Source organism: Methylobacillus pratensis (genome assembly GCF_054072455.1).
Genome location: NZ_JBSUSR010000008.1, coordinates 93,628 through 109,955, shown reverse-complemented (window position 1 = coordinate 109,955; position 16,328 = coordinate 93,628). Strand labels below are relative to the sequence as shown.

At 58.5% G+C, this 16,328-nt stretch carries 18 protein-coding genes; 14 read left to right on the top strand and 4 right to left on the bottom strand.

Going from position 1 to position 16,328, the window contains the following annotated elements; genetic code table 11:
• From rlmB to der, 12 genes are all read left to right on the top strand, one after another.
• Positions 1-756 carry a 23S rRNA (guanosine(2251)-2'-O)-methyltransferase RlmB gene (rlmB, locus tag ACW4YW_RS14915; RefSeq protein WP_457138271.1) on the top strand — a complete coding sequence of 252 codons (756 nt, stop codon included), beginning with the start codon at positions 1-3 and terminating at the stop codon, positions 754-756.
• A 232-nt stretch (positions 757-988) separates the two neighbouring features.
• Complete coding sequence (ndk, locus tag ACW4YW_RS14910) at positions 989-1,414, top strand: nucleoside-diphosphate kinase (protein WP_457138270.1); 426 nt, start codon at positions 989-991, stop codon at positions 1,412-1,414.
• A gap of 10 nt (positions 1,415-1,424) precedes the next feature.
• Positions 1,425-2,513, top strand: coding sequence for a 23S rRNA (adenine(2503)-C(2))-methyltransferase RlmN (gene rlmN / locus ACW4YW_RS14905; protein ID WP_457138269.1), 1,089 nt, complete (start codon positions 1,425-1,427; stop codon positions 2,511-2,513).
• Positions 2,510-3,253, top strand: a complete 744-nt coding sequence (gene pilW / locus ACW4YW_RS14900; protein ID WP_457138268.1) for a type IV pilus biogenesis/stability protein PilW — start codon at positions 2,510-2,512, stop codon at positions 3,251-3,253. Before rlmN ends, pilW begins: the two co-directional genes overlap by 4 nt.
• Before the next feature lie 2 nt (positions 3,254-3,255).
• Entirely contained in the window at positions 3,256-4,197 is a 942-nt protein-coding gene (locus tag ACW4YW_RS14895; RefSeq protein WP_457138267.1) for a helix-turn-helix domain-containing protein, read from the top strand.
• 3 nt (positions 4,198-4,200) lie between these two features.
• Positions 4,201-5,487, top strand: a complete 1,287-nt coding sequence (gene ispG, locus ACW4YW_RS14890) for a flavodoxin-dependent (E)-4-hydroxy-3-methylbut-2-enyl-diphosphate synthase (protein WP_457138266.1) — start codon at positions 4,201-4,203, stop codon at positions 5,485-5,487.
• A 24-nt stretch (positions 5,488-5,511) separates the two neighbouring features.
• Entirely contained in the window at positions 5,512-6,771 is a 1,260-nt protein-coding gene (gene hisS, locus ACW4YW_RS14885; RefSeq protein ID WP_457138265.1) for a histidine--tRNA ligase, read from the top strand.
• The gene (locus tag ACW4YW_RS14880) at positions 6,768-7,601 is read left to right on the top strand and encodes an ATP-binding cassette domain-containing protein (RefSeq protein WP_457138264.1); all 834 of its coding nucleotides are present in this window, start codon (positions 6,768-6,770) and stop codon (positions 7,599-7,601) included. Before hisS ends, ACW4YW_RS14880 begins: the two co-directional genes overlap by 4 nt.
• The gene (locus ACW4YW_RS14875; protein ID WP_457138263.1) at positions 7,601-8,416 is read left to right on the top strand and encodes an ATP-binding cassette domain-containing protein; all 816 of its coding nucleotides are present in this window, start codon (positions 7,601-7,603) and stop codon (positions 8,414-8,416) included. The genes ACW4YW_RS14880 and ACW4YW_RS14875 overlap by 1 nt, the downstream gene beginning before the upstream one ends.
• A gap of 14 nt (positions 8,417-8,430) precedes the next feature.
• Positions 8,431-9,057 carry a YfgM family protein gene (locus ACW4YW_RS14870; RefSeq protein WP_457138262.1) on the top strand — a complete coding sequence of 209 codons (627 nt, stop codon included), beginning with the start codon at positions 8,431-8,433 and terminating at the stop codon, positions 9,055-9,057.
• Between the two features lie 30 nt (positions 9,058-9,087).
• Positions 9,088-10,260 (top strand): outer membrane protein assembly factor BamB, encoded by a 1,173-nt coding sequence (gene bamB, locus ACW4YW_RS14865; RefSeq protein ID WP_457138261.1) that lies wholly within the window; start codon positions 9,088-9,090, stop codon positions 10,258-10,260.
• Positions 10,260-11,756 carry a ribosome biogenesis GTPase Der gene (gene der / locus ACW4YW_RS14860; RefSeq protein ID WP_457138378.1) on the top strand — a complete coding sequence of 499 codons (1,497 nt, stop codon included), beginning with the start codon at positions 10,260-10,262 and terminating at the stop codon, positions 11,754-11,756. The genes bamB and der overlap by 1 nt, the downstream gene beginning before the upstream one ends.
• Positions 11,757-11,948: 192 nt before the next feature.
• On the opposite strand, the gene ACW4YW_RS14855 is transcribed toward der, so the two are convergent.
• On the bottom strand, positions 11,949-12,752 hold the full coding sequence (locus ACW4YW_RS14855) for an outer membrane protein assembly factor BamD (protein ID WP_457138260.1): 804 nt from the start codon (positions 12,750-12,752) through the stop codon (positions 11,949-11,951).
• 86 nt (positions 12,753-12,838) lie between these two features.
• Here ACW4YW_RS14855 and rluD point away from each other — a divergent pair, with 86 nt between their 5' ends.
• Positions 12,839-13,903: a 23S rRNA pseudouridine(1911/1915/1917) synthase RluD gene (rluD, locus tag ACW4YW_RS14850; protein ID WP_457138259.1), complete on the top strand. Its 1,065-nt coding sequence runs from the start codon at positions 12,839-12,841 to the stop codon at positions 13,901-13,903.
• Positions 13,893-14,627 carry a peptidoglycan editing factor PgeF gene (gene pgeF / locus ACW4YW_RS14845; protein ID WP_457138258.1) on the top strand — a complete coding sequence of 245 codons (735 nt, stop codon included), beginning with the start codon at positions 13,893-13,895 and terminating at the stop codon, positions 14,625-14,627. The genes rluD and pgeF overlap by 11 nt, the downstream gene beginning before the upstream one ends.
• A 40-nt stretch (positions 14,628-14,667) precedes the next feature.
• On the opposite strand, the gene ACW4YW_RS14840 is transcribed toward pgeF, so the two are convergent.
• The 3 genes from ACW4YW_RS14840 to ACW4YW_RS14830 form a co-directional block, all read right to left on the bottom strand.
• The gene (locus ACW4YW_RS14840) at positions 14,668-15,090 is read right to left on the bottom strand and encodes a cupin domain-containing protein (protein ID WP_457138257.1); all 423 of its coding nucleotides are present in this window, start codon (positions 15,088-15,090) and stop codon (positions 14,668-14,670) included.
• 75 nt (positions 15,091-15,165) lie between these two features.
• Complete coding sequence (locus ACW4YW_RS14835) at positions 15,166-15,531, bottom strand: VOC family protein (RefSeq protein WP_309565419.1); 366 nt, start codon at positions 15,529-15,531, stop codon at positions 15,166-15,168.
• On the bottom strand, positions 15,509-16,324 hold the full coding sequence (locus ACW4YW_RS14830; RefSeq protein WP_457138377.1) for a heme ABC transporter ATP-binding protein: 816 nt from the start codon (positions 16,322-16,324) through the stop codon (positions 15,509-15,511). The genes ACW4YW_RS14835 and ACW4YW_RS14830 overlap by 23 nt, the downstream gene beginning before the upstream one ends.
• Positions 16,325-16,328: the final 4 nt, after the last annotated feature.

Here is a 16,328-nt window from a genome sequence, read left to right as displayed (position 1 = left end):
ATGAGTGATGTACGTATTTTGTTCGGTTTTCATGCCGTATTAAGCCGTTTACGCCAGCATGGGGCGAGCATTCAGGAAATCCTGATCGACAAGGACAGGGTGGATGCGCGGATGAAGGATTTGCTGCATATGGCGGAACAGGCCAATGTGCGCATCATGCAGGTCGAGCGAGCCCGGCTTGACGGCATGGCCGGCGGTAATGCCCGCCATCAGGGCGTGATCGCCCGCGTGGTGGATACCCCAATCCCCTACAAGGATATCCACGACATCCTGGAATCCGACCTCAAGGAGCCGCCATTCTTCCTGGTGCTGGACGGAGTGGAAGACCCGCATAACCTCGGCGCCTGCCTGCGGGTTGCCGATGCGATGGGCGTGCATGCGGTGATTGCGCCCAAGGACCGTGCGGCAGGCTTGAATGCCACAGTGCGCAAGGTGGCTTGCGGTGCGGCGGAAACGGTGCCGTTCATCGCAGTGACTAACCTAGCGCGTACGTTACGCGAACTCCAGGAGGCCGGGGTGTTTATTGTCGGGGCTGCCGCAGAAGCCAATACGGACCTGCCATCTACTGACTTGTCGGGCCCTTTGGCATTGGTGCTGGGGGCGGAGGGTGCAGGTTTGCGCAGGCTGACCCAGGAAACCTGCGACAGTTTGATCAGCATCCCGATGTTCGGATCGGTAGAGAGCCTGAACGTCTCGGTGGCCAGCGGCATCTGCCTATACGAGGCGCGCAGGCAGCGTAGTCTGCAGCAGGTTTGACCAGGCCCGCCAATGGCGGGTTTTTTGTAAGAACGTCGATTATTCTCTTTGCAAACATGAGTGTCGCGAATCTGTCACCATGCATGCCGATACTAGATAGTGTAAGTGCCTGGTTTTGGCAGTTAAATACGCGGCAAATATTGTGCCCCAGCTTTATTTTAAGCCGCTAAAATGTTATTTTATCGGTCTTTCCGTAAGTTGTTTTCATCAAATAATTATCTTTGGAGTCATCATGGCTGTTGAACGTACCCTATCCATTATCAAACCCGATGCAGTTGCCAAGAACGTGATCGGCAAGATCTACACCCGTTTTGAAGATGCCGGCCTCAAGATCATCGCTTCCAAGCTGGTGCAACTGTCTCAGGCTGATGCTGAGGGTTTCTACGCTGTTCACAAAGAGCGTCCTTTCTTTAACGATCTGGTCAAGTTCATGATCTCCGGCCCTGTCGTTGTGCAAGTGCTGGAAGGCGAAAATGCCGTGCTCAAGCACCGTGTGCTGATGGGCGCTACCGACCCGAAGAAGGCCGATGCTGGCACTATCCGCGCCGACTTTGCCGACAGCATCGACGCCAACGCCGTGCACGGTTCCGACTCCCTGGAAAACGCTGCGAACGAAATTGCATATTTCTTCGCACAATCCAACGTTTACAGCCGCTAAGGTATAGCGCATGACGGTCAATCTCCTCAATCTCAACCAGGCAGCGCTCGCTGAATACTTCCAGAGTATTGGCGAGAAGCCGTTTCGCGCCAAACAGATGATGCGCTGGATGCATCATTTTGGCGTGAACGAGTTCGGGGATATGACCGATATTGCCAAGGCGTTGCGTGAAAAGCTCGCCAAGGAGGCCGTGATTACGCCTCCGTCAGTTCATCTCGAGCAAATATCGGAAGACGGTACGCGCAAGTGGTTGATTGACGTAGGCGCAGGCAATGGCGTTGAAACCGTGTTCATCCCCGAGGACGAGCGCGGCACGTTGTGCGTTTCCTCGCAGGTCGGGTGTGCGCTGGATTGCACGTTCTGCTCGACAGGACGCCAGGGTTTCAACCGCAACCTCAGCGTATCCGAGATCATCGGGCAGCTATGGGTGGCAAACAAGGCGCTTGGGCGCGATCCCAAGGGGGAACGCATCATCAGCAATGTGGTGATGATGGGCATGGGCGAGCCGCTTGCCAATTTCGACAATGTAGTGACGGCCATGAACATCATGCTGGACGACTCGGCCTACGGCTTGAGTCGCCGCCGCGTGACCTTGTCCACCTCGGGCATGGTGCCGGCGATGGACAGGTTGCGTGATGAATGCCCCGTGGCGCTGGCCGTTTCCCTGCATGCTCCCAATGACGCATTGCGTGACGAGATCGTGCCGATCAACCGCAAATACCCGATTGCACAGCTGATGGCGGCTTGCCAGCGCTACCTGGAAAAAGCGCCGCGCGATTTCGTCACCTTCGAATATGTGATGTTGGATGGCGTCAACGATACGGTCGAGCATGCCAAGCAGTTGCTGGATATCGTCAAGGACGTGCCATGCAAGTTCAACCTGATCCCGTTCAATCCATTCCCCAATAGCGGCTACGGCACTTCCAAGCCGGACAATATCCGCCGCTTCCGCGATATCCTCATGCAGGCGGGCTATATTGTCACGACACGCAAGACGCGCGGCGAGGATATCGACGCAGCCTGCGGCCAGCTGGCCGGCAAGGTGCACGACAAGACCAAGCGCTCGTTGCGCCGCATCAAGGTGGAGGCCATTGCGTGAGGAAATGCCTGGTGATGGCCGCCGGGTTGCTGCTTGTTGCATGTGCTGCCACTGAAACCAAGCAGGATAACGAGGCAAGCCGCGAGCGTGCCCGTGTGCATACCGAGCTGGGTGCGGGTTATTATGCCCAGAACCAGATTGCGGTAGCACTGGAGGAGTTCGAGCTTGCCGCGCAGATCAATCCTTTCTATGCCCCTGCGTACAACGGGCTGGGCCTGGTTTACGGCACCCTGCGGGAAGACGAGAAGGCCGACACGGCATTCCGCAAGGCGTTGCAGCTTGATCCGAAAAGCTCGGAAACCCGCAATAACTACGGCAGCTTTCTCTGCGCGCGCAACCGTATCGACGAATCCATTACCCAGTTTACCGAAGCGGTAAAGAACCCGCTCTACGTCACGCCAGGCGTGGCCTACATGAACGCCGGCACCTGCCTATTGCGCAAGAATGATATCAAGCAGGCCGAGCTTTATTTGCAGCATGCCTTGCAACTACAGCCGCAACTATTCCAGGCTGGCTATCAATTGGCGGTAATTGCCCACAGCCGGGGAGAATATGAAGCTGCGCGCAATTACTTGAATCCGGCATTGGAGAGCAATAGTCCCACCGCCGATATGCTTTGGTTGGGCATCAAGCTCGCGCGTAAAGCCAGGGACCGTGACAGCGAAGCCAGCTATGCCTTGCAGCTGAGGAGGAAGTTCCCCAACTCCGAGCAGACAAAACAATTATTGTCAGGACAGTAATAATGAGCGAGCAAAATTCTCCTGAACAGGAATTACAAGCAGCGCCATCCTATATCGACCGTATCGGGCCAGCCTTGGTCGCCGCGCGGGAAAACCTCGCTCTGGGGGCGGAGGATATCGCCACCCGCCTGCGTCTCAGCCTCCGTCAGGTCCATGCACTGGAAAATGACGACTTCGCTGCGCTGCCTGAAGCTGTGATCACGCGGGGCTTCATTCGCAACTACGCTCGCCTGGTCAATATCGACGCGGCTCCTCTGTTGCGCGTTTACAGCCAATATGTGCCCGTGCAGGATAGCCAGGCGATCAGTATTCCCTCGGCGAATATCGTGATTTCCGGGGAAGCCGGCATGTCATGGCGGCCCTATGTCTGGTTTGGGATACTGCTTGTCGTGTTACTGGCGGGCTGGGTGCTCTACGTCGACTTTTTCCAGAAGCACGATCCCAGCGCCGGATTGCCAGAAGCGCCTGTTGCCGACATGCTGGGTAACGAGGACGTAGCTTCTGACGAGCGTGTAGTGGAAAACCTTGCCGTGCCTGATCCTGTACCGCCAACCTCGCCAGAAGCGCCTGCAGCGCCGCTGCAACCTGTGCCCGCGCCGTCTACTGGGGCACAATCCCAGGCAGAATCATCGGCTCCTACAACCCCGCCTACTCCGGCTCCGCAGACAGCAGCGAGTGAGAATGCCCAAGCTCAGCCAGCCGCAGGGGAGGCACGCCTCAAGTTTTCAGTCAATGAAGCGACTTGGATCAGCATTGCGGATGGTAGCGGCAAGCAAATCGTGAACAAGACCTTGGCCGCCAACAGTGAGGAAGTCATTGCTGGCAGGCCGCCGTTCAGGATCGTGATCGGCAATATCACCGGCACCAAGCTTGAATACAACAACAACCCGGTTGACCTTGGGCCATATACCAAGGTCAACGTGGCCCGTCTGACACTGGAGTAGAGCTTGGATTATCAGACTCTCAGCCGGCGCGCCACCAAGACCGTGATGATCGGCCATGTCCCGGTGGGCAGCAGTGCCCCGGTGGTGGTGCAGTCCATGACCAATACCGATACCGCTGATGCCGCAGCCACGGTGCAGCAGGTGCATGAGCTCTGGCGCGCGGGCTCGGAGGTCGTGCGCATTACCGTGAACTCGCCGGAGGCCGCCGCGCAAGTGGGCACCATCCGGCGCCAGCTTGACGATATGGGCTGCAGCGTTCCATTGGTGGGCGATTTCCACTTCAATGGCCACCGCTTGCTGGCGCAGTATCCCGATTGCGCGGAAGCGTTGGCGAAATACCGCATCAACCCGGGCAACGTGGGCAAGGGCTCCAAGCGCGACGAGCAGTTTTCCGCCATGATCAAGGCGGCGATTGACTACAACAAGCCCGTGCGCATCGGCGTCAACTGGGGCAGCCTGGACCAGGCCAAGATGGCGCGCATGATGGATGAAAACTCAAAGCGTGCCGCCCCGTTGACGGCGGATGCCTTGATGCGCGAGATGCTGATCCAGTCAGCGCTGGAGAATGCAGCCGAAGCGGAAGAGCTCGGCTTGCCCAGCGACCGTATCATCATTTCCTGCAAGGTGAGCGCCGTGCAGGACCTGATCAAGGTATACCGCGACCTGGGCAGCCGCTGCGATTATCCATTGCACCTTGGGCTGACCGAGGCCGGCATGGGCTCCAAGGGGATTGTGGCGTCTACTGCCGCCTTGTCGGTGCTGTTGCAGGAAGGTATCGGCGACACCATCCGTGTTTCACTGACGCCGGAACCGGGCGAGCCACGCACCAAAGAAGTGGTGGTGGCGCAAGAGATCCTGCAAACCATGGGCATACGCTCATTTACTCCTTTGGTAACGGCTTGCCCCGGATGCGGGCGAACGACTTCCACGTTTTTCCAGGAGCTGGCGCAGAAAATCCAGCGCTACCTGCGTGACCAAATGCCGGTCTGGCGCAGCCAGTATCCCGGAGTGGAGAACATGAGCGTGGCCGTGATGGGCTGCGTTGTCAACGGCCCCGGCGAATCCAAGCTCGCAAACATCGGCATCAGCCTGCCGGGAACGGGGGAGGTGCCTGTCGCTCCCGTCTACGTCGATGGCGAGAAAACCGTGACCCTCAAGGGCGAGGGCATCGCCGACGACTTCAAGGTGATCGTGGAAGAATACGTGCGCGTCAACTATGCCGAGGGCGGGCGCTTGCGTCATCAGGATACGGGCAAGGGCCTGAAAACTATCCCGCTCAAGGCAATCTAGAAAATAACACTGAATCAAGCATCTATGTCCGATAAGTTTCAAAGCATCAAGGGTTTCTACGACATCCTGCCAGCGGATACCGCGCTTTGGCAGCGGCTGGAAGACGGTGCCAGGCGCGTCCTGGCGCAGTACGGCTACCGCAATATCCGCCTGCCTATCGTCGAGCCGACCGAGCTTTTCATCCGCGGCGTAGGCGAGCACACCGATATCGTCGAAAAGGAAATGTATTCCTGGGAGGACAAGCTCAACGGCGACCGCCTGACCTTGCGTCCCGAGGGCACGGCCGGATGCGTGCGTGCCGTGGTCGAGCACAGCCTGACTTACAATGGGCCGCAGCGCCTATGGTACATTGGGCCGATGTTCCGGCATGAGAACGTGCAGAAGGGCCGCCAGCGCCAGTTTCACCAGATCGGCGCCGAAGCGTTCGGCTATACTGGGCCGGATGTCGATGCCGAGCAGATTGCCATGCTGGCAAGGCTTTGGCGCGAACTCGGCGTGGCGGACGCGGTCGAGCTGCAACTGAACACCATTGGCGATGCATCGGAACGAGCCGAATATCGCCAGGTGCTGATCCGTTATTTCGAGCAGCATGCGGACATCCTGGATGATGACGCCAAGCGGCGCCTGCATGCCAATCCTTTGCGCATACTCGACAGCAAGAACCCGGCGATGCAGGCCATGATCGAAGCCGCTCCTAAATTGCTGGATAGCCTCGGCGAGGAAAGCCGTGCGCATTTCGACGGGGTCACCAGCCGGCTCGAGCAGCTCGGCGTCAAGTGGCTATTGAATACCCGCTTGGTGCGCGGCCTGGATTACTACAACCGTACCGTGTTCGAATGGGTTACGGACAAGCTGGGCAGCCAAGGCACCATTGCTGGCGGCGGCCGCTACGACACCCTGGTGCAGAGCCTGGGTGGCAAGGAAACCCCGGCGTGCGGCTTCGGTATCGGCCTGGAGCGCGTGTTCCTGCTGATGCAGGAGTGCGGCATTGAAGTGGTTCACAGCCCCGATGTCTACCTAGTGAATGTCGGCGATGCGGCGGGCAAGGCTGCCTTGCCTATTGCGGAAGCCTTGCGGGACAGCGGCTTGAACGTGAACCTGCATGCGGGGGGCGGCAGTTTCAAGTCGCAAATGAAGAAAGCCGACCAGAGTGGCGCCCCTTACGCCTTGATTCTGGGCGACGATGAGGTCGCCGCCGGCGAGGTTTGCCTGAAACCATTGCGCGAAAGTGGCGAGCAACGCAGAATGTCCCTGTCCCAGGCCATAGAGGCATTGCATACATGACCGAACTGCTGCGCATTGAAAATCTGACCATTGCTCCCAGGGCCGAGCCCGAGCGTTTGCTGGTCAAACATGTTTCCTTTGCGCTGGAAGCCGGCAAGACCACTTGCATCGTGGGCGAGTCCGGAAGCGGTAAAAGCCTGACGGCGTTGGCCGTCATGGGCTTGCTCTCGGATCAATTGCAGTTGAACAGCGGCAGCATCCATTTCAAGGGCCGCGATATTGCGCAGTCCAGTCATGCCCAGCTGCAGAAAATCCGCGGCAGGGAAATCGGCATGATTTTCCAGGAGCCCATGACTTCGCTCAATCCCGTCTTGACTGTCGGCTACCAGATAGGCGAAAGCCTGGCGCAGCACCTCAAGCTGAGTGGCGCAGCCCTCAAGGCGCGCGTTGCCGGCTTGTTGCAGCAGGTGGGTATCCCGCCCGAACGCGCCGGCAGTTATCCGGACGAATTGTCCGGCGGCCAGCGCCAACGCGTCATGATCGCCATGAGCATTGCGTGCGAGCCTGCCATGCTGATTGCCGATGAACCGACGACTGCACTCGATGTGACGGTGCAGGCGCAAATCCTCAAGTTGCTGGACGACCTCAAGACGCGCATGCACATGGGTATGCTGTTCATCACGCACGATTTCGGCGTGGTGGCCGATATTGCGGACAACGTCGTGGTCATGTTCCGCGGCGAGATCGTGGAATCAGGGCCGGTGCAGACAGTGCTGCAAAATCCGCAACACCCCTATACCCGCGCCTTGCTTGACTGCGTGCCCGATGCCGACGGCAAGAAGCCGCTCAAACCTATCGATTATGCCTGGTTGCAGGCAGGAGCCGCCTGATGAGCACCGCACCGGACCAATATATCCTGCTTGCCCGCGGACTCAACAAAACCTATACCCAGCGTAGCGGGCGTTTCGGTTTTGGCAGCACCAAGGTCAAGGCGCTGGATGACGTCAGCATTTCATTGCGTACTGGCAACACGCTGGCGGTCGTGGGTGAGTCCGGCAGCGGCAAATCCACTTTGGCGCGTTGTCTGTTACAATTGCAGCCCCTGGACAGCGGCGAAGTTATTTTTCAGGGCAATAACCTGGCAGGATTCTCGGGCAACGCCTTGCGGCGTGAACGCCGGCACTTGCAGATGATTTTCCAAGACCCGTTCGCCTCGCTCAACCCGCGCATGAAAGTGCGCGACATTGTGGCGGAAGGGCTGGTGATTCACGAAATCGGCACACCACAAGAGCAGCAGGACAAGGTCGTGCAGATGCTGGAGCGGGTAGGGCTGAGTGCTGCCGACATGAATAAATATCCCCACCAGTTTTCCGGCGGCCAGCGCCAGCGTATCGGGATTGCCCGGGCGCTCGTGCTGCAGCCCAAGGTCGTGGTGTGCGATGAGCCGGTTTCTGCGCTGGATGTATCGATCCAGGCGCAGATTTTGTTGTTGTTGCAAAGCCTGCAGCAGGAAATGGAGCTGAGCTATATCTTCATCAGCCATGACCTGCGCGTGGTGCGTCATATCGCGGATGATGTCGCCGTTATGTACAAGGGGCGCATCGTGGAACAGGGGAAGGTGGAGAGTATTTACGATTCGCCGACCCAGGACTATACCCGTAATTTGTTGAATTCTATCCCTGGACGCAAGTCCTTGGCTGCGTAATTTTAGGAAAGAGCATGGCATACGATTTGGAAGAACAGGATCAGCTGGATGCACTCAAGAGCTGGTGGAAGCGCAATGGCAATCTCGTGGCCGGCGTGGCGGCAATCGCCCTGGTCGGCTTTGGCGGCTATGAAGGCTGGAAGTACTACCAGCACCAGCAATCCGCGGCTGCTTCCGTGCAATACCAGAACATGGCCAATACCGATATCAAGGATGCCGCCAAGATCCGCGCGCTGTCTGCCGAGCTGATCGATAAATACTCCTCTACGCCATACGCGGGCCGCGCAGCCGTGGCCGTGGCCAAGCTCAACTACCAGGAGCAGGACCTCGAAAGCGCCAAGTCCCAGTTGACATGGGCTGCGAAGAATGCCAAGGAAGATGCGGTGCGGGCGATTGCATTGCTGCAGCTGGCTTCGATCCAGTACGAGGAAAAAGCCTACGACGAGGCGCTGAAGACTTTGTCTGAAAAGCATGACGAAGGCTATGCCGGATTGTTTGCCGACCTGAAGGGCGATGTACTCGTGGCGCAAGGCAAGACCGACGATGCCAAGGCCGCTTACAAGGATGCGCTTGCCAAGCTGGATATGCAAGGCGACTACTACAAATATACCGAGCACAAGCTGGAAGCACTCGGCAGCTAAGTGATTAAAGCTTAATAAGTGGAGCTAAGTTTGCGTTCAATTTCATTGCTGGTCGCCGCTACCCTGGTATTGGGCGGTTGCACTACGATTACCGACCTCAAGACCGATATATCCGAACGCATGTTCGGGCGTGACCAGGCGGATCCGCCAGCAGAGCTGGTCGATTTCAAGCCCACCTTGAAGCCGAGGATAGTCTGGTCTGCCAAACTGGGTGAGTCGGGCCTGGCGGATTTTATTCCGGCATCGTCTGAAGGCGCTGTCTATGCCGCAAGCGGCAATGGCGAAATTGCCAGGTTTGATGCCATCAGCGGCAAGCAGGTCTGGAAGATCAATGCCGGGGAACCCTTGACGGGTGGTGTCGGCGTGGGTAACCAATTGGTGTTGGTCGGGACGCCCAAGGGCTATGTATTGGCATATGACCTCGACGGCAAGCTGTTGTGGAAGTCCAAGGTCAGCAGCGAGGTCTTGAGCGCTCCGCAAGTGGATAACGGCGTGGTGGTGGTGCGTTGCGGCGATAGCCGGATATTTGGCCTGAACGCCAAGGACGGTGCGCGCAAATGGGTGTACGAGCGTGCCACACCTACTTTGACCCTGCGCAGCAGTGCGGGTGTGACCATCGCCGATGGCGCTGTCTATGCGGGTTTTGCGGGCGGCAAGCTTGTCGCATTGCGGGCCGATGATGGCAAGACGTTGTGGGAAGCCTCGGTAGCCCTGCCCAAGGGGACGACCGAGCTGGAGCGTATTGCCGACATTACCAGCCTGCCGGTCGTGGATGGCCCGCTAGTATACGCAGTGGCCTATCAAGGCCGGGTGGCGGCCGTCGAGCGTACCACCGGCCGGGTCACCTGGAACCGTGATATTTCGAGCTATACTGGCCTGGGCGCGGAAGAAGCCCGCGTCTATGTCTCGCATGCGTCCGGCGCCGTGTTTGCGCTTGATTATTCAAGCGGTCGTACTTTCTGGCGCCAGCCCGATCTCAAGAACCGCCTGCTGAGCGCGCCGCTGCCTATGGGCGGCGTGGTGGCCGTGGGCGATGTCGAGGGCTATATCCATTTCATGGACAGGGATGAAGGTAATTTCGTTGCCAGATTGCAAACGGAAAAAGGCGCCATCATGCCTCAGCCGGTTGCGATCGGCACCAATGGTTTCCTGGTCCAGACCCGCAAGGGCGGCCTGTATGCTGTTTCAGTAGTTCCGCAATGATGCTGCCGACCATCGTCCTCGTAGGCCGGCCCAATGTGGGCAAGTCGACCCTGTTCAACCGTCTGACCAAAACCCGCGATGCCCTGGTGGCAGACCTGCCGGGGCTGACGCGCGACCGGCACTATGGCCGCGGCGTGGTCGGAAGCAAACCCTACCTGGTCGTCGATACCGGCGGTTTCGAGCCATTGGTGGATAGCGGCATCCTCAAGGAAATGGCGCGCCAGACATTGCTGGCGATCGATGAGGCTGACGTGGTGATTTTCCTGGTGGACGGACGTAACGGCCTGGCGCCGCAAGACAAGGTGATTGCCGAGCGTCTGCGCAAGAGCCAGCGCCCTATCCTATTGGCCGTCAACAAGACGGAAGGCATGCAGCGCGCGATTGCCAGTGCCGAGTTCCACGAACTTGGCCTGGGCGATCCCTTGTCTATTTCCTCGGCCCATGGCGAGGGCGTGCGCGACCTTGTAGAGCTGGCCCTGGAAAACTTCCCTGAGCCGGATGAGGAAGAAGAAGCCAAGGCAAACCAGGTACCCAAGGTGGCGATCGTGGGCCGCCCGAATGTAGGCAAGTCCACCTTGGTCAATGCATTGCTCGGCGAGGAGCGCGTCATTGCATTCGACCAGCCCGGCACCACCCGCGACTCGATCTACCTGGACCTCGAGCGCAACGGCAAGCATTACACCATTATCGACACGGCAGGCGTGCGCAAGCGCGGCAAGGTGTTCGAGGCGGTGGAGAAATTTTCCGTGATCAAGACCATGCAGGCGATCGAGGAGGCGAATGTCGCCATTCTCGTCGTCGATGCGCAGGAAGGGATCACCGAGCAGGATGCGCACGTGTCGGCCTACATCCTGGACAGCGGCCGCGCCCTGGTGGTGGCCGTGAACAAGTGGGATGGCCTCGAAGAGGACAAGCGCGAGTGGATCAAGCGCGAGATCGACCGCAAGCTGCAATTCCTCGATTTTGCCAAGTTCCACTATATTTCCGCATTGCGCAAGAAAGGCTTGGGCGAACTGTTCAGCTCCGTCGATGGCGCCTATAAGGCTGCCATGGCCAAGCTTTCAACCCCGCAACTGACCCGCGTGCTCGAGGATGCGACCATGCAGCACCAGCCGCCGATCAGCAAGGGCATACGCCCTAAGCTGCGTTATGCGCACCAAGGGGGTAGCAACCCGCCTATCGTGGTCATCCACGGCAACCATGTGGATGGCATCAAGGACAGTTACAGGCGTTACCTTGCCGGTATATTCCGCAAGGCGTTCCAGTTGACCGGCACGCCGCTGCGGGTGCAGTTCAACCAAGGCAACAATCCTTTTGCCGAGCCGGAAGAGCGCAAGCAGGGGGAGGGCATCGTGAGCATGCGCAGGCGCAAGACTGCGGAACGTGCCGCCTTGAATGCACGGAAGAACGAGGATAAAGGGCGCAAGGTGAAGAAAAAGCCTGGCGTGGTGGCAAATGCACGGAATGTCAGAAAGCCGGCAGCAACCAAGAAGTAGATTGAACGTCTGCTAGGAAACAGAGTTAGCGAATCATTGGCCGGGCAATGCCCGGCCAAGTTTTTATGTGAACGTATTAAAAGCACCTGACAAAACTTAGCGAAGAGACTTGTCTAGGCGCTTTGCCGCAGGCAGTAAAAGCAGAGTGCGGCAAGGCAGGGAAACAACGCTGGGAGCGTTTTGTTAGCTGCCCTACAGCAGGCTTTCCCAGAACTTCCACCAGACGCGTTCGTCCTTGGGAACGTTGTTGCCGAGCATGGGACTGTTGGGGTAGTTCTGCGCCAGCACGCGCTTGGTGTCGTCGCGCAGGTCGTCCATGTTCATGGCGTCGTAGGCGCTGATCAGGATCACCAAGGCTTCCTCGATATGGGGCGTGTCGGGGTAGAACTCCATGACATATTTGCAGCGGTTGGCCGCAGCCACGTAGGCCTGGCGCTTCATATAGTAGCGGGCGACGTGCAGCTCATGCTGGGCGAGTGAATTCACCAGGTAGCTCATGCGCAAGGTGGCGTCCTTGACATAGCGGCTGTTGGGGAAGCGGTTCACCAGCTCCTTGAGGGCAAGGAAGGATTCGCGCAACGATTTCGGGTCGCGGTCGCTGATTTGCTGCTTGGTGAGTTTCTCGATGACGCCGCGTTCGTTGAAGGTGGCCAAGCCCTTCATGTAGTAGGCGTAGTCCACATTCGGGTGGTTGGGGTGCAGCTTGATGAAGCGGTCTGCCGCAGCCATCGTGGCGGCAGGATCGTTTTTCTTGTAATGCGCGTAAATCACTTCAAGCTGTGACTGGGTGGCATAGCGGCCATGCGGATAACGGGATTCCAGGATCTGGAAATACTTGATGGCTTTTTCATAGTCGCGGGTGGTCATGTTTTCCGTTGCAGCGGCATAGATACGCTGCACCGGCCAGCCCTTCGTTTCATCCAGCTCCGTCGGCGAGCCGAAAATCGCGCAGCCTGTGAGCCAGAGTACTGCAATTAACGCTAAACTATGCTTCATTTACAAAAATCCATGATTAAGGTTGTGGGTGCCGTTTAACACAATGCCGCCGCCTTGGCGCAGCGCATAATGATTGATTATAACCGATGAGCAACACCGCAACGCCTATTACTCTCACAATTACCCAGGAGCTTGGAGGCATGCGCCTGGACCAGGCGCTGCAACGCCTGATGCCTGAACATTCGCGTTCGCGCATACAGGGCTGGATCAAGGATGGGCTGGTCACCATCGCCGAAGAAACCCCCACAGCCAAATTCAAGGTGTGGGGCGGGGAGCAAGTGCAAATCACGCCGCAAGCGGCGCCGGAGGCATTGGCTTTCGAGCCCGAGAACATCCCCCTGGACGTGGTGTTCGAGGACGAGCATATTCTGGTGATCAACAAGCCTGCCGGGCTGGTGGTGCACCCCGCGGCAGGCAACTGGAGCGGCACCTTGCTCAATGCCTTGCTCTACCATGCGCCACAGCTTAAGGATGTGCCCAGGGCCGGCATCGTGCACCGATTGGACAAGGATACCAGCGGCCTGCTGGTCGTTGCCAAGACGCTGGCTGCGCAAACGAACCTGGTGAGGCAATTGCAGGCGCGCACCGTCAAGCGTGAGTATCGCACCATCGTCTGGGGGCAGGTGTGGCGCAACGGCAAGGTAGACCAGCCTATCGGCCGTCATCCGCACGCCCGTACCAAGATGGCCGTGAACCGCATGGGCAAGCCCGCAGTCACCCATTATGAAGTGCTGGACCGTTTTTCCGTGCATACCTATATGCGCTGCCTGCTCGAAACCGGACGCACGCACCAGATTCGCGTGCACATGCAGCACCTCAAGGCACCGATTGTCGGCGATCCGGTCTACGGCATACGCGGTATTCTGCCGCTACGCCATATCTCCGACAATCTCAGGAGCGTATTGCTCGATTTCAAGCGCCAGGCGTTGCATGCCATCCGGCTCGGGCTCAAGCATCCGGCGACCGGCGAACCGATGGAGTGGCAAGTCGAGCTTGCCGCCGACATGAAGGTGCTGCTGGAAGCGATCCGCGCCGAGAACGTGCCGCCGGAAGAGGCGGATGCGTTCTACGTCGATGACGACGAATTCGCCTATGAGTATGACGATGAAGAAGGGGATGACTGGTTCGAGGAGGACGAGGATGCTGAATGACCAAGAGCTGATCATTCCCGACTGGCCTGCACCGGCCAATGTCAAGGCGCTGCAAACCACGCGTGTGGGCGGTATCAGCAAGGCCCCTTACGATAGCCTGAACCTGGGGATGCATGTCGATGATGCTCCGCTGGACGTTGCGGCCAACCGCCAACGCCTGAATCGCTACGTGCCCACAGAGCCGGTATGGCTCAACCAGGTGCATGGCATCACGGTGGTGGATGCAGGCACTGCCAGCTGCGTGCCGGACGCCGATGCCGCTTTCGCCCGCACCCGCCACACTGTGTGTGCCGTCATGACGGCGGACTGCTTGCCCGTCCTGATCTGCGATAAGGCTGGCACCGTCGTGGCCGCCGTGCATGCGGGCTGGCGCAGCCTGCTGGATGGCGTGATAGAGGCGACGGTAGCCGAAATGGACAAGCCTGGCAGCGACTTGCTGGCCTGGCTGGGCCCAGCCATCGGGCCTGATGCCTTCGAGGTAGGTGACGAGGTGAGGGCGGCATTCATTGCGCGGGACGCAAAGGCTGAACAGGCTTTCAAGCCTGCATCTAACGGAAAATGGCTGGGCGATATTTTCCAGCTCGGGCGGCAGCGTTTGGCAAATGCTGGCGTGACAAAAACCTACGGCGGAGGCCTATGCACTTATCATGATGCCGGGCGTTTTTTCTCCTTCCGCCGCGACCAGGCTACAGGCCGCATGGCGAGCCTCATCTGGCTGGAATAGCGCTAGCGCCTAACAAAGCTCCCGGGGCTTGCATGACTGATTATTGCTCTTCCAGTAACGGAATGCCTTCGCCGCCCGCATAGAACACAATCAATACTGCAGGGCTATTGCCTGTATAACCACGGTGCACGGCATGCACCATTTCGGGGAGCGCCTGCCCTGGGCCAAGGTGCAATGTTTCGCCGGTGCCATGCTTTTCCACGGTGATTTCACCGGAAAGTATATAGGCGACGTTGGGCACGGGATTGCTATGCCATGGCAGGGAAGTGTTGGGCGGAATGGTAAAGCGCAGCACGCTCAGCTCCGGCTTGCCGCCCGGGTAATTGGCGTAGTTCTTGCCATCCCAGGCCTTGACGCTGCGCAGCACCGGCTCGACTTGCAGTTGTTGCTCGGAGGCGGCGATGGCCGATGTGCTGAGGAGATTGAGGCCGGCGATACAGCATAATGTCCAGAAGCTTTTCATGAGGCACCATTCCTTTCTTGCAGATTGCAATGTCACACATTGCTTATCAAGCAAGGAACAGGCCAGGAGAGTTGGCTAGATATTATGGCCGATGCGCCAGAGCACTCCGCTCGGGTCGGTGAAGACAAAATCGCGCATACGCCATGGCTGGTCGGTCACTTCTGAGATTTTACTGCCGTATTTCTCGGCTATGCCGGACTGCCGGATACGCTCATGCCAGGCATCCGCATCTTCCACCAGCAAATGCATCATGAAATTGTCTGCGTAAGGCTGTACGTAGAAATCCTGCAGCAGGAAAGCGCAATGTTCATAACAAAAATAGGCGATGCCGCCGCCTTCAGAACGCTTCTCGAAGCCGATATCTTGGTAGAACTGCTGGGAAAGCTTGAAATCCTTGGCTGGCACGAATGCCTTGATTTCAACGGTCTTGAGTGTGCTCATCTCGCTTCCTCCATTGGGAATGGTGCCGGCGTGCGGCGATCATGGGCGTGCCGCCATCCGGGTGGTTGAGCAGTATGCAGGGCAGATCGAAGCAGGCTTCGACCATGGCGGGCGTCATGATGGCTTCTACCCGGTCAATCGCTTGCAGTCTGCCGTCGCGCAGCAAGGCAATGCGGTCGGCATATTGTGCTGCGAGGTTGAGGTCGTGCACGATGGCGACTACTGCGACATCGCCCTTGTCCGCCCATTTGCGGGCGATCTCGAGGATGCGGTGCTGCTGGCGCGGATCCAGTGCAGCAGTGGGTTCGTCAAGCAGGAGCAGCCTGGGGCCTGCGCCTGGCTCCCATATCTGGGCCAGTACGCGCGCCATCTGTACGCGTGCCTGCTCCCCGCCCGAGAGGGTGGTATACACCTGTTCGGCCAGATGGGCCGCATCGACTTCCTGCATGGCCGCCATGGCGATGTGGTAATCCTGCGGGCGGTTTGCACCTTGATGGTGCGGATGACGCCCCAATAGGATGATTTCCAGTGCGGTGTAGGCAAAGCCCACTTCAGCCTGTTGCTGCATGAGCGCACGCTGGCGCGCCAGCTTGAGCAAATTCCATTCGGATAGGCGCTTGTCGTCCCAATGCACTTCGCCTTGGCTGGGCTTCAATTCCCCGGACAGCAGGCGGATGAGCGAACTCTTGCCGGCGCCGTTGGGGCCGCAGATCGCCACCAGCTCCCCCGGGGGAATCGTGAAGTTGATATCGCGCAGCAATGTCTTGCTGCCAATGTCGAGTCCGGTATTGATGACT

Excerpts from the sequence above, each read along its gene's own strand:
- rlmB (WP_457138271.1), top strand. The coding sequence starts at position 1 with ATGAGTGATGTACGTATTTTGTTCGGTTTTCATGCCGTATTAAGCCGT.
- ndk (WP_457138270.1), top strand. The coding sequence starts at position 989 with ATGGCTGTTGAACGTACCCTATCCATTATCAAACCCGATGCAGTTGCC.
- rlmN (WP_457138269.1), top strand. The coding sequence starts at position 1,425 with ATGACGGTCAATCTCCTCAATCTCAACCAGGCAGCGCTCGCTGAATAC.
- ACW4YW_RS14895 (WP_457138267.1), top strand. The coding sequence starts at position 3,256 with ATGAGCGAGCAAAATTCTCCTGAACAGGAATTACAAGCAGCGCCATCC.
- hisS (WP_457138265.1), top strand. The coding sequence starts at position 5,512 with ATGTCCGATAAGTTTCAAAGCATCAAGGGTTTCTACGACATCCTGCCA.
- ACW4YW_RS14880 (WP_457138264.1), top strand. The coding sequence starts at position 6,768 with ATGACCGAACTGCTGCGCATTGAAAATCTGACCATTGCTCCCAGGGCC.
- ACW4YW_RS14875 (WP_457138263.1), top strand. The coding sequence starts at position 7,601 with ATGAGCACCGCACCGGACCAATATATCCTGCTTGCCCGCGGACTCAAC.
- ACW4YW_RS14870 (WP_457138262.1), top strand. The coding sequence starts at position 8,431 with ATGGCATACGATTTGGAAGAACAGGATCAGCTGGATGCACTCAAGAGC.
- der (WP_457138378.1), top strand. The coding sequence starts at position 10,260 with ATGCTGCCGACCATCGTCCTCGTAGGCCGGCCCAATGTGGGCAAGTCG.
- ACW4YW_RS14855 (WP_457138260.1), bottom strand. The coding sequence starts at position 12,752 with ATGAAGCATAGTTTAGCGTTAATTGCAGTACTCTGGCTCACAGGCTGC.
- rluD (WP_457138259.1), top strand. The coding sequence starts at position 12,839 with ATGAGCAACACCGCAACGCCTATTACTCTCACAATTACCCAGGAGCTT.
- pgeF (WP_457138258.1), top strand. The coding sequence starts at position 13,893 with ATGCTGAATGACCAAGAGCTGATCATTCCCGACTGGCCTGCACCGGCC.
- ACW4YW_RS14840 (WP_457138257.1), bottom strand. The coding sequence starts at position 15,090 with ATGAAAAGCTTCTGGACATTATGCTGTATCGCCGGCCTCAATCTCCTC.
- ACW4YW_RS14835 (WP_309565419.1), bottom strand. The coding sequence starts at position 15,531 with ATGAGCACACTCAAGACCGTTGAAATCAAGGCATTCGTGCCAGCCAAG.